We start from the raw sequence: 12,174 nt of genomic DNA, 5'->3' as shown, positions 1-12,174 counted from the left end.
AACGGCGTTTGCGCTTAACGTGGCGGTATCGGGGCGGCGCGGCATTACAAGGACGTTAACGGTGCGGTCGACTCCAGGTTCGGAACGCGATCCGTCTCCGGCCAAGAAGACAATGGCGTCGGCTATCTCGTCCGGCGAGGCCTTGCGCCCAAGCGGCGTGTCCGCCAGCAGCGCGCGCTGTCCTTCCTCCGACGCGTGCGCTCCCGCTGTCAGGGGCGTGGCGACGTGTCCGGGGTGAATGGAGTTGGCGCGTACCCCGTTGCCCAAGGCCGCGCATTCGAGTGCAGTGGCCTTGGTGAACATGCGAACGCCGCCCTTTGCCGCACAGTAAGCGCCGGTGTTGGCGGCGCCCGCGATGCCGCGGATCGACGACATATTGACGATCGCACCGCCCGTCGGCGACTTCGCGAGCAGGGGCAGAAGATATTTGGTGCTGAGAAAGATACTGTCGAGGTTGACGGCCATGACCATCCGCCAGTGATCGAGCGTCGTATCGGCGATGGAACGGAAGGTCCCGAAGCCGGCGTTGTTCACCAGGATGTCGAGATGCCCGATCTCATCGTCAATGGTCCGCGCCACGTCGATCCATCCGGCTTCGTCGGTGACGTCGAGCGTGACGGTGCGGTGCGCACCTGCCGGCAGGTCTTCCAGCGCGCTAGGCAAGGCGTCTGCTGTTCGATCGACGAGAATAACGGTCGCACCGTGTTCGGCCATGCGACGGGCGGTAGCGCGCCCGATGCCCGACGCTGCGCCGGTGACCAGGGCAACGCGGTTTTCCAATTCTCTCATCACGTCGATTGCCGGTCGTTCGTCATAGCCTGACATCTTTCTCGATTATCGCCGCCACGAATAATCGACCGTACGGTCGGTCGTCAACTGTTGTCAGCGTCCGGATGGTCGTTAAGAAGGGCGGTACACAGGCCGCACCAAGGATCATCGGCTTCTGCTTGAAGGAGAAAGACGTGACTCGCGACGCCCCCGAAGCCAATCCGCTGCTTACAAGCGGGCGACTGCGCTCCAACGCGCCGAAGACCGTCGCGGGTTATGCGCGGTTTCGTAAGGTGGTCGAGGAGGACGGTGCGCTGCCGGCTTCGCTCAAGCGTCTGTTTGTCGCCGCGGCCGCTTGTACGAAAGGCTATGAGGCGATGGCTCGACGGGAATTGGCGCAGGCCGCGACCGCTGGGCTGACGAGCGAGCATGCCGCCGCGGCGATGACGATTTTGTCGAGTTCGCGAGGCGAGGGGGCGACGCTCCGTTTCGCCGAAGTGCTGAGCGTGACCTATCCCGACGATGCCGTGATCGAGGCCGATGAGCAGCCGGTTGAGGTCGAGGAGGGAGACGCGGAAGGCAATTTCATCAAGTATTTCGGTACGGTGCCGCCATCGCTTCGGCTGTTGCTTGATCTCGTGCCTACCGGCGCCGACGCCTATTATCTCATGCGTGAGGGGACGCTGTCGGGGACCGCATTGGAGCCGGCTCATGCGGAACTCCTGCTCGTGACCGTGCTCGCCGCGGACTATAGTAACTGGGCGTCCGTTCACATCGATGGCGCACGAAAGGCGGGCGCGACCGAGGCCCAGATCGCCGAAGCCATCCTCTGCGCGGTCCCGGTCGCCGGGTTGTCGGCATGGGTGATCGGCGCAACCGCGATGGAAGCGCCAAAGGGCGGTTAACAGGCCAAGGCTGCTCGGATGCATGGACGCACGCGCTCGAACGGCATACGAACGACAACTGCTAGACAACAGGATACGACACCGCATGCCGGCAAAGACGACCAAGGTTCGCACGGAAGCGCATGATGAGAAGCGTATTGCGATCATCGAGCATTGCGCCGGCCTGTTCGACAAAGTCGGGTATCACAATACGTCGATGCAGATGCTCGCGGACGAGGTCGGCATGGGAAAGCCGACCCTGTACCATTACTTCCCGAGCAAGATTTCCATTTTGTACGCGATCCACGATACGCATATCCAGGCCTTGCTTGCCGGGCTTACGGTGGAGGAGGGCTCCGATCCGGTACCGTCGCTACGCGCGGCGTGCGTCGGCATCCTGACTCAGATCGCCAACCACCCGGGCTATGTTCGTGCCTTCATGGACAATTACGGTGATCTGGAAGGGGAAATGCGCGATGCTATCCGCCAGGCAAGACGCGATTATTTCGCCCGCGTGAAGGGCTTGATCGAGGCCGGCATAGCGAGCGGCGAATTCCGCAGCGTCGATTCGACCATTACGACCTACGGCTTCCTGGGCATGTGCAACTGGGCGTATAAATGGTACCCGCCGCTGGCCCCGACGCAGACGCCGGAGCAAGTCGCGGATGCGCTATGCCAACCCTTCTTCGACGGGCTCAAGACCAACCCATCGCAGGGGTAACGCGCCGGCGGCGATCCTGTTAGACCCCGTCCATGTACGACCGATCGCGACCTGATCCTCACCTTGTTTATGCTTGGACGGTGAGTCCCTCCACGCTGCCATGCTGATCGACGACAATATCCTCGACGCGGTACGGATACAGACGTCCGCAGACATACGTCCGGCTGCCGAGGCGCTGCGCGATGCGGTGAGCGAGCGCACCGGGCTACTCGTCAACATCACGCACAATATCGCCACCTCGACGCCGATGAAGGATGTGGACGGCCGCGTACTCGCCGGCGATGTCTTCACGCCGGGCGAGGCTGGGGCGTTATGGTGGGAAGTACCCCTGCTCGGACTGACGTCGCCTTTGCCCAAGGCGTGTCGGCTGGAGGGGGAACCGTTCTGGTGCAACAGAAGCGGCATTTATTCGCGGTCGCGCAATCGTGCGCTGGAAGCGCTCGACCTCTCCGATTTTGAGGCGCGGGCGTTCACGCGCGCGGCGATCGTGGCGCCGGTGCATCTCCCGTTCGGACAGATCGGCGCTGCGAGTTTCGTCCATCATGATCATGACGTGGAGGACCTGAGCGCGATCTTCGGCGCGCATGACGAGGCACTGGCGCTGCTCGCGCGAATCTTCATCACCAGCTACGTCAAGGCAACAGAACAGCCACGCGAGCAGCTGGCGGGAGTGGCGCTGACGAAGCGGGAGGTCGAGTGCCTGCGGTGGGCGGGGGCGGGCAAGACCAACGACGATATCGCGATCATCCTTGGCCTGAAGCGCACCACCATCCGGTTTCATATCCGCTCCGCCGCGCAGAAGCTCGATGCCGTCAATCGCGACCAGGCGCTGTTCAAGGCGGCGCAGCTCGGTTTTCTCGGCAAGGTGCGCTGACACAAAGGTCAGCGGCGTATCATTGGCGATGCCGCTAGTCTCTCAAACCAAGGAGAGAGATATGCTGGATGCACCGCAGGAAGATGCGACCCTGATCGACGATCGCTTGCTTGTCCGCGATGGACAGGGCGACGTCGTCTTGTTGGCGGGCCGCAATCGCATGACGGGCGCGATCGCCTTTCCGCTACCCGATGACGAGGACCGTTTTGAAACGATAACGTTGCCTCGCGAAGGCCGTTTGTGGTCGTGGACGGTGCAGCGTTTCCGTCCCAAGTCGCCGCCCTATGCGGGGCCAGAAGCGTTCGAACCTTATGCGGTCGGCTATGTGGCTTTGGGTGAAGCACTGATCGTCGAGGGTCGGCTGACCGGCGCACCCATCGACCAATTCGCGATCGACATGCCGATGACGCTGGTGGCGCAGGCCTTTACGCGAATGGATGGAGAGGTTCGTACGACCTTCGCTTTCGCGCCAACGGCGTTGGCGGCATGAGCGACGTTTTCATCGTCGGTGCTGGCATTCACCCGTTCGGCCGTACGCCGGGCCGTAGTGGCTTGCAGCAAGGGGCATTCGCCGTTCGTGCGGCGCTCGCCGATGCAGGGCTGTCGTGGCCTGATGTGCAGTTCGCCTACGGCGGATCGGACGCCGCGGGCAAAGCGGACACCATGGTCTCCGATCTGGGACTGACGGGCTTGCAGTTCATCAACGTGTCGAACGGTTGCGCGACCGGCGGCTCGGCGATGTTCGGCGCCTATACGACGATCAAGTCGGGCGAATTCGACTTGGGTATCGCCGTCGGCTTCGACAAGCATCCGCGTGGTGCCTTCGATCCCAAGCCTGCCGAATGGGGCCTGCCCGAATGGTATGGCGAGACTGGCCTGATGCTGACCACGCAGTTCTTCGCGATGAAGATCCAACGGTACATGGCAGCTTACGGCATTACGCCACCGACCCTCGCAGCCGTCGCGGAGAAGGCGTTCGCAAATGGTGCGCTGACCGAGCATGCATGGCGGCGCGAACCGGTCGATGCGGACATGATCCTGCAATCGACGATGGTAAGCGACCCGCTGACCAAGTTCATGTTCTGCTCGCCTGGCGAAGGCGCGGTTGCTCTGATCTTCGCGAGTGGCAAGCGCGCACGCGAACTGGGATTGCCGATGGTGCGGCTTCGTGCGGCCGCGGTCCGTAGCCGCCCGCCGGGGTCGTTCGAGGTCTTTTCGCCGGCGCTGGAAATCGATCGTGGGCCATCACCCACCGAGATCGCCTCGCGCGCCGCATATGAGATGGCAGGGGTTAGTCCTGCCGATATCAGCGTCGCGCAATTGCAGGATACCGAAAGCGGGGCAGAGATCATGCACATGGCCGAGAACGGTTTCTGCGCCGATGGCGAGCAGGAACGGTGGCTGGCGGAGGGACGAACGCGGATCGGCGGTGCGCTGCCGGTGAACACCGATGGTGGTTGCCTAGCGTGCGGGGAGCCGGTCGGCGCCTCGGGGCTGCGGCAGGTGTACGAGAATTATCGCCAACTGACCGGCCAGGCTGGCGCGCGGCAGGTGCCGGGCAGCCCCCGGTTGGGATATAGTCACGTCTACGGCGCCCCCGGCGTCTCGGGCGTCGCGATCGTGGAGCGCGCGTGATGGATCTTTCGCTATCTCCAGAACAGCAGGCTTTCCGTACGGAGGTGCGGTCCTTCCTGCAGGACGCTCTGACGCCGGCGATGCGGCGGGGCGCAACTCTGACATCGGGCGTGTTCGCCGAACCCGACGTGTATCTTGCATGGCAGGCGGCGTTGAACGCCAAGGGCTGGCTCGTCTATTTCTGGCCTCAAGCGGCCGGTGGACCGGGATGGGATGCCGTGCGCCGCTGGATATTCGAGACCGAATGTACGACCGCGGGTGCACCAATCCTACCCGGTATGGGGCTGAAGCTGGTCGGGCCGGTCCTGTATACCTACGGCAGCGATGAACAGCAGAAGCGGTTTCTGCCCGCATTGCGCAGCGGCGAGCACATCTGGGCACAGGGTTTCTCCGAACCGGGGTCAGGCTCCGACCTTGCCTCGCTCCGCACCCGCGCGGTGCGCGAAGGCGACGAGTATATCGTTTCGGGTCAGAAGATTTGGACCACGCAGGCGCAATTCGCGAACTGGATGTTCGCGCTTGTACGCACCGACGCCACCGTCAAGGCGCAGCGCGGCATCTCGTTCCTGCTGATCGACATGGCATCGCCCGGTGTTACCGTGAGACCGATCCTGAGCGCGTCGGGAGACCATGAACTGAACGAGGTCTTTCTCGAAGACGTCCGTGTTCCCGTCGCGAACCTGGTCGGCGAAGAAGGGCAGGGGTGGACGATCGCCAAGTTCCTGCTCGAGAACGAGCGCGGTGGTACCGGCTATGCGCCGCAATTGCTGGCCGATCTCGATCATTTGACGCGCGCCACGACGTTGACGGGCGAACTTGCGGATCGCGCCGTCCGGCTGCGGCTGGAGGCGGAAGCGCTCGAGATGACCGAGTTGCGCACGTTGCTGGAGATCGAGCAGGGCAATCCACCGCATGCGCGTAGCCTCGCGGTGAAACTCATCGCCTCCGAGGTGCGCCAGGGGATCGAGGGTCTTGCGATCGACGCGTTCGGCATGGCGAGCTTGCAGCTCCCCGCCGAACGCCCGTTCCACGCCGACGACGCGCCCGCACTGGTCGGCCCGCCCGAGGCAGGCTTGGCCGCCGCACGCTATCTCAACGCGCGGGCGTGGTCGATCTTTGGCGGCACCAGCGAAATCCAGCTCACCATCATTGCCAAGGCCGCCGTCGGCCTCTGACCATCGAAGGACCATTTTCATGCTAGAAGCTTTCATCGTATCAGCGAAACGTACTCCCGGTGGCCGTCGCAATGGCAGGCTTGCGGGGATTCACCCGGCGGACCTGGGTGCGACGATACTCGACGCCATCATCGCCGAGACCGGTGTCGATCCAGCGGCGATCGACGACGTCATCATCGGCTGCGTCAGCCAGATCGGCGAGCAGACCTTCGCACTTGGCCGTAACGTCGTCCTTGCGTCGTCGCTGCCCGACAGTGTGCCTGCCGTCACGATCGATCGCCAATGCGGCAGCTCGCAACAGGCGCTGCACTTCGCCGCTCAAGCGGTGATGTCTGGCACGCAGGATCTGGTGATCGCCGGCGGCGTCGAGAGCATGTCCCGCGTCCATATGGGATCGCCCGTGACGCTGGCCGCCAAGGCCGGGATGGGTGGCAGTCCGTTCTCGGCAAAGATCCTGGAACGCTACGGAGTCGAGGGCTTCAGCCAGTTCACCGGTGCACAGATGATCGCTGACAAATACGGTTTCGACCGGGCGGCGATGGACGCCTATGCGCTGGAAAGCCACCGTAAGGCGGTAGCCGCTCGCGCGTCCGGCGCCTTCGCTGCCGAGATCGTTCCGGTCACGACGATCGATGCGGATGGCAATTCGGTCGTGCATGATCATGACGAGGGCGTACGTGCCGACGCATCGCTCGAGTCGATCGGTTCGGTCAAGCTGTTGAGCGAGAAGGGCACGTTGTCAGCGGCGACCGCCAGCCAGATCTGCGACGGCGCCAGCGGTGTCCTCGTTGCCTCCGCCGAAGCGGTTCGGACGCATGGCCTGACGCCGCTCGCGCGCATCCACAACCTTACCGTGACGGCGGGCGATCCTGTCATCATGCTGGAGGAGCCTATCTCCGCGACCCGTCGCGCGCTGCAGCGTGCGGGCATGACGCTGGATCAGATCGACCTGTTCGAGGTGAACGAGGCATTCGCATCAATCCCGATGGCGTGGCTGTCCGCGCTCGGTGCCGATCCAGCGCGGCTTAACGTGAATGGCGGTGCAATCGCCCTTGGCCACCCGTTGGGTGCGACGGGCACGAAGCTGATGGCGACTCTCGTTCACGCGCTGCATGAGCGCGGCGGGCGGTACGGCTTGCAGACGATGTGCGAGGGCGGGGGCATCGCCAACGTCACGATCGTGGAGCGGGCGTGACATGAACATCACCCCCAGCGAGGAACAGGTCCTGTTGCGCGATACCGTCAGCCGTTTTCTGGCGGATCGGACGGACCCCGCAACGGCAGGCGAGGAGCCAATCTCACAGGACGACTGGCGTGCGCTGGGTGAACTGGGACTGTTCGGCTTCCTGTTGCCCGAAGCAGCGGGCGGCTTGGGCGGTGGTCCGCAGGACGTGATGATCGTGGCGGAAGAATTTGGTCGCGCGCTTGCGATCACGCCATTGGCCGAGGGGATCGTCGGCGCCGCGGATGCGATCGCCCGTGGGGGTGACGCCGCAGCAATCGAGACATGGGTAGCAGCGGCGATGACGGGCGATCACGTGCTCGCCGTCGCGGTGGCCGATGTCTCGAATGATGGCGCGCGGCTGACGGGACGCGCGGATTTTGTATTGTCCGCAGTCGATGCAGCCGCACTGGTCGTGATAGGCGACGGCGCGACCTGGCTTGTCGAACGCGCCGCCGAGGGGCTTTCGATCGACCCGGTGCGGCTGATCGACGGATCGGCCGCCGGCATGGTGCGGTTTGACGGCACGCCTGCTCTGGCCCTGACGCAAGGCGACCGCGATACGACCCTGGCAATGATTCGCCTTTGCCACGTCGCCGAATTGGTGGGGGCAATGTCCACGCTGTACGAGCAGACCGTGGAGTATGTGCGCCAGCGCCAACAGTTCGGCGTCGCGATCGGCACCTTTCAGGTCGTTCAGCACAAGTTGGCGCGAATGTTCGTCGCGCTTGAACAGGCGCGATCGCTGATGCTGAAAGCGGCGATCGTCGACCGCGATGATGCCGGGTTCGTGCGTGGCGTGTTGGGCGCCAAGGCCTATGTTGCGGACGCCGCACAGCGGCTTGCCGAGGAGGCGGTGCACCTTCACGGCGGAATGGGCGTGACCGACGAACTTCCAGTCGGACGCGGCCTGCGCCGGGTCATTCTGTTGGCACGTGTATTTGGTAGCGCCAGTGAGGCGCGCGTGGCGCTCGCGGCGTGACGTTCAACCGCAAGTGGACTTTGGCCAAGCGGCCCGACGGGCGTGTCGCGACGAGCGATTTTGCAATGCTGACTGAGCCCTTTACGCCTCCCGCGCTGGGCGGAGGCGAGGTGTTGGTCCGCAACCATATCTTCGCCTTGGCCCCGACGATCCGCAACTGGCTGAACGCCGGACCCGCAAGCTATCGCGGCTCGATCCCAATCGGCGGTACCATCGCCGGCATGACAGCATGTGAAGTCGTGCAGTCGAACCATCCGGATCATCTCGTTGGCACCCGGGTGGTTGCAATGGCGCGGTGGGAGGACTGGAGCGTGCTTCGTCCGGATGCAGCACCCGTCCCGCCATTTCCGATACCTGCCGACGTGACACTCATCGAGGCGCTTGGCCTGTATTCGCCCAACAGTCTGACGGCCTATTTCGGGTTGCTGGACATCGGACGGCCTCTGGCGGGCGAAACCGTCGTCGTGTCAGGCGCGGCAGGGTCGGTTGGCTCGCTGGTGTGCCAGATCGCGGGGATAGTAGGCGGTCGCGTGATCGGTATCGCAGGAGGCCCCGACAAATGTCGCAAGCTGGTCGAAGAACTCGGTGCGACGGCAGCGATCGATTATCGCAACGATGACGTTCCGGCCCGCTTGGCTGAACTGTGCCCCGGTGGCATCGACGTGTTCTTCGACAATGTCGGTGGCGAGCAACTCGAGGCTGCGGCGAACGCGATGGCCGATCATGGCCGTATCGTCTTGTGCGGGCAAATATCATCATACGACCGGGCGGGCGGCGCTCCAGGGCCGCGAGACATGATGAAGCTGGTCTATGGCCGCATCCGCATGGAAGGGTTCGTGGTCGGTGATTTCGTCGGTCGCGCTGCTGTCGCGCGCGCGAAGTTGCGGAATTGGGCTGACGAAGGCCGGCTCACCGTCCGCGTCGACCAGCGCGCCGGGTTCGAGCGTCTGCCCGAAGCGTTCGTCGCACTGTTTGACGGAGGTAATGACGGCACGCTGCTGGTCACGGCGTGACGCGTCAGCCCGCGGTCTGGCCGCCATCGATCGACACCTCCGCACCCGTAATATAGGCGGCGGCGTCGCTTGCGAGAAAGACGATAGCGTCGGCGACTTCCTCCGCAGTCCCCGCGCGACCGAGCGGGATGTCCGCTAATCGCCTGGCAGACGCAGCGGGATCGTTGAACACCGCACGCGATAGCGGGGTGTCGATCAGGCCGGGATTGACCGTGTTGACGCGCACGCGGTTGCTGAGCGCCGCGAACTCCAACGCCGCCGCCTTGGCGAACATGCGCGCCGCGCCTTTTGCTGCACAATAGGAACCCGATCCCGGCCCCGAGATCATGCCCCGGATCGACGCGACGTTGACGATCGCACCAGATCCCGACGCGGCAAGCATCGGCAGCATCGCGCGCGTGCCGAGGAACAGTGCGTCGACATTGACCGCGCGGATCTCGCGCCACTCGGCAAGGCTGGTATCGGCGAGCATACGGAAATGACCCCGCCCGGCGTTGTTGATCAGGACGTCCAACCCGCCGGCCGTGGCGATGCGACTGGCGGCGTCCGCCCAGTCATCTTCGTTCGTGACGTCGAGCACGATGGCACGATCGCGGCGGGCAAGGGGGAGATCACCGCACGCAGACGCGAGCGCGCGTTCGTCTCGGTCGGCGAGCCATACATCGGCCGCGTGCTCGAGGAAGCGACCCGCGGTAGTGAGGCCGATACCCATTGCCGCACCGGATATCAGTACAGAGCGGCCGACGAAGCTCATCCCGCCGACGTGACCGCCAATCCGGCATCCTTGCGGCTCATGTCGACGATGCTCTCGAAATGGGGGTTCGTCCGGGACAGGATCGCATCGGCACGCGCGCGGATTGCGGGATCGAACGCGTCGGTCGTCGTCGCGTAGAAGCGGTTTTGTCGGATCGCGTCGAAGGCGATGGTGGCGGTCTGTTCGGCAGTAAGTGCGCCGCGATAGAGATCGTCGCGCATCGCTTCCAGAGCGGCGGACTCGCTGGGCGGACCATCTGGCCCCGCCAACGCTTGCGGACGAGACCGCTCGGCATCGTAGATCCGCGTCGCTACCAGGCCGGGCAGAAGCAGCGTGACACCGATCGCAGCCTCCATTTCTTGCAAGCCCGCATACAGGGCCTCGGTCGCGCGGACCACGGCGTGCTTCGCCGCGCCATAACAGGCCGATCCCGACCCGCTGACCAGCCCGGCGACCGACGCCGTGTTCATGATATGCGCAGGCGCTTCCGCCGCCAATAGACGGGGCACGAACACGCGCATGCCGTTCAATACGCCCCCCAAATTAACGCCGAGCGACCATTGCCAGTCGTTTTCGGTATATTCCCACACACGTCGATGACGCCCACCAGGCACGATCCCGGCGTTGTTGCAGAGCACGCCGACACGGCCGAACCGGGCCTCCGCAGCATCGGCGAGCGCGGTGACGTCGGCTTCGGACGACACGTCGCAACGCAGCGCGATCGCACGATCGACTCCGATCTCGTCGGCGACCGCCTGCGCCTCTTCGACCGCGATATCCGCGAGCACGACGTTCATGCCCAATGTCGCTGCATGGCGCGCAAGTGCAGCGCCGATCCCGCTGCCGCCACCCGTAATGACAGCACAGCCGTTCGACCAATCGCTCATTTTGCCAAATCCTTTTTGTAATAGCGGGCGGCGAGCAGGAAGCATGACCCTGCGAAGATTCCGACGAAGGACATTGCCGCCATCGCATAGCGCAACGACTGGTCGCCCATGCCGATGACGTCGCTCAGGACGCCCGTCAGCCATGGTCCAAGACCGAGCCCGATGAGATTGACCGACAGCAACAGGATCGACGACGTGAATGCCCGCATCGATGCCGGCACCAGCGTCTGGGTCATCGCGATGATCGGCGCGTAGTAGAAGAACAGCAGCATGACCGTCATCGCGCACGCGATCAGCGATACCGTGGTCGATGGCGACAACAGCTGGACGAGTGCGGCAGGCGTGACCGCGATCAGAGCAATCCCGGTCAATACCGGCCGGAGATGAGGTTTGTCGGCCCCGATACGATCGGTCAGCCACCCTCCCAGGAAAATACCGATTGCGCCGCCAAGACCTGTCATCAGCGACAGCGCAGTTGCGACGTCACCAAGCGCCATGCCGTGCAGCCGCGTATAGAATGGCGCGTTCCAATTGAGCGCAACACTGAGCACGACGTTGTTCAGCGCGCCACCGGCGAACAGCAGCAAAAGGCTCGGCCGTCGCGCCATCAGAGCCAGCCCGTCGCGCCACGGCATGGCGTCGGGGGCGGGCCCGGCATCGTAGCGCCCGCGAACCGGTTCCCGGAGCATCATCAGGACGATCGGTGCCAGCACGACGCCGATCCCTCCGATAATCCACAAAGCGGCCCGCCAGTCGATCGCCTGGGCGAGCCAGCCGCCCGACAGATACCCCAGCATGACCCCAATCGGGAGTGCGAGCCCCCAGATACCGAGCGCCGTCGCCCGGCGCTCCGGCGGATAATAGTCGGCAATCATCGAATGGCTTGCGGGAATGCTGCCTGCCTCTCCCAGCGCCACGCCAATGCGAAAGAAAACTAGCATGGCAAAGCTGCCAGCGAACCCGCTTACCGCAGTCATCGCGCTCCACAGCAACAACGATCCCGCAATCACGATCCTGCGACTGTACCGATCGGCCAGCCGCGCGATCGGCACGCCGAGCGTGGAATAAAACAGGGCGAACGTCAACCCGGTCAACGCGCCGAGCTGAGCATCGCTGAGGGACAGGTCGCGCTTGATCGGCACCTGCAAGATCGAGATCACCGTCCGATCGAGATAGTTGAACACCGACACCACGATCAGCACCAACAATGCGATCCGTCGTGATGCCGTCGTCGGGGTATCTGCGGCCTGTCCCGTCAT

The 12,174-nt window shown here is 64.1% G+C and carries 13 protein-coding genes; 9 read left to right on the top strand and 4 right to left on the bottom strand.

Features of this window, described 5'->3' with window-relative positions:
* A partial coding sequence (locus ASE69_RS09240; protein WP_235518388.1) for an SDR family NAD(P)-dependent oxidoreductase occupies nucleotides 1-825 on the bottom strand: 825 nt, incomplete at its 3' end.
* Nucleotides 826-962: 137 nt separating this feature from the next.
* On the opposite strand from ASE69_RS09240, the gene ASE69_RS09235 reads away from it, so the two are divergent.
* The 9 genes from ASE69_RS09235 (at nucleotide 963) to ASE69_RS09195 (ending at nucleotide 9,274) form a co-directional block, all read left to right on the top strand.
* The gene (locus ASE69_RS09235) at nucleotides 963-1,673 is read left to right on the top strand and encodes a carboxymuconolactone decarboxylase family protein (RefSeq protein ID WP_056485480.1); all 711 of its coding nucleotides are present in this window, start codon (nucleotides 963-965) and stop codon (nucleotides 1,671-1,673) included.
* Between the two features lie 85 nt (nucleotides 1,674-1,758).
* On the top strand, nucleotides 1,759-2,373 hold the full coding sequence (locus tag ASE69_RS09230) for a TetR/AcrR family transcriptional regulator (RefSeq protein WP_056485464.1): 615 nt from the start codon (nucleotides 1,759-1,761) through the stop codon (nucleotides 2,371-2,373).
* A gap of 73 nt (nucleotides 2,374-2,446) precedes the next feature.
* Entirely contained in the window at nucleotides 2,447-3,247 is an 801-nt protein-coding gene (locus tag ASE69_RS09225; protein ID WP_235518379.1) for a helix-turn-helix transcriptional regulator, read from the top strand.
* 61 nt (nucleotides 3,248-3,308) lie between these two features.
* Nucleotides 3,309-3,737, top strand: coding sequence for a Zn-ribbon domain-containing OB-fold protein (locus ASE69_RS09220; RefSeq protein WP_056485461.1), 429 nt, complete (start codon nucleotides 3,309-3,311; stop codon nucleotides 3,735-3,737).
* Entirely contained in the window at nucleotides 3,734-4,882 is a 1,149-nt protein-coding gene (locus ASE69_RS09215) for a thiolase family protein (protein ID WP_056485459.1), read from the top strand. Before ASE69_RS09220 ends, ASE69_RS09215 begins: the two co-directional genes overlap by 4 nt.
* Entirely contained in the window at nucleotides 4,882-6,057 is a 1,176-nt protein-coding gene (locus tag ASE69_RS09210) for an acyl-CoA dehydrogenase family protein (protein ID WP_056485457.1), read from the top strand. The genes ASE69_RS09215 and ASE69_RS09210 overlap by 1 nt, the downstream gene beginning before the upstream one ends.
* 19 nt (nucleotides 6,058-6,076) lie before the next feature.
* Nucleotides 6,077-7,252: an acetyl-CoA C-acetyltransferase gene (locus tag ASE69_RS09205; protein ID WP_056485455.1), complete on the top strand. Its 1,176-nt coding sequence runs from the start codon at nucleotides 6,077-6,079 to the stop codon at nucleotides 7,250-7,252.
* A gap of 1 nt (nucleotide 7,253) precedes the next feature.
* A complete protein-coding gene (locus ASE69_RS09200) occupies nucleotides 7,254-8,261 on the top strand; it encodes an acyl-CoA dehydrogenase family protein (protein ID WP_056485453.1) in 1,008 nt (335 codons plus the stop codon).
* A complete protein-coding gene (locus ASE69_RS09195) occupies nucleotides 8,258-9,274 on the top strand; it encodes an NADP-dependent oxidoreductase (protein WP_056485451.1) in 1,017 nt (338 codons plus the stop codon). The genes ASE69_RS09200 and ASE69_RS09195 overlap by 4 nt, the downstream gene beginning before the upstream one ends.
* Before the next feature lie 4 nt (nucleotides 9,275-9,278).
* Here ASE69_RS09195 and ASE69_RS09190 read toward each other — a convergent pair whose 3' ends face one another.
* From ASE69_RS09190 to ASE69_RS09180, 3 genes are read right to left on the bottom strand one after another with little or no spacing between them, the layout of a single operon-like run.
* On the bottom strand, nucleotides 9,279-10,028 hold the full coding sequence (locus ASE69_RS09190; RefSeq protein ID WP_056485449.1) for an SDR family NAD(P)-dependent oxidoreductase: 750 nt from the start codon (nucleotides 10,026-10,028) through the stop codon (nucleotides 9,279-9,281).
* Entirely contained in the window at nucleotides 10,025-10,915 is an 891-nt protein-coding gene (locus tag ASE69_RS09185; RefSeq protein ID WP_056485447.1) for an SDR family NAD(P)-dependent oxidoreductase, read from the bottom strand. The genes ASE69_RS09190 and ASE69_RS09185 overlap by 4 nt, the downstream gene beginning before the upstream one ends.
* Nucleotides 10,912-12,174 (bottom strand): spinster family MFS transporter, encoded by a 1,263-nt coding sequence (locus tag ASE69_RS09180; protein ID WP_156362258.1) that lies wholly within the window; start codon nucleotides 12,172-12,174, stop codon nucleotides 10,912-10,914. Before ASE69_RS09180 ends, ASE69_RS09185 begins: the two co-directional genes overlap by 4 nt.

Origin of the sequence: Sphingomonas sp. Leaf208, from assembly GCF_001421415.1 — a bacterium.
Taxonomy (GTDB): Bacteria; Pseudomonadota; Alphaproteobacteria; order Sphingomonadales; family Sphingomonadaceae; genus Sphingomonas.
This window is presented reverse-complemented; position numbering and strand designations above follow the sequence as displayed.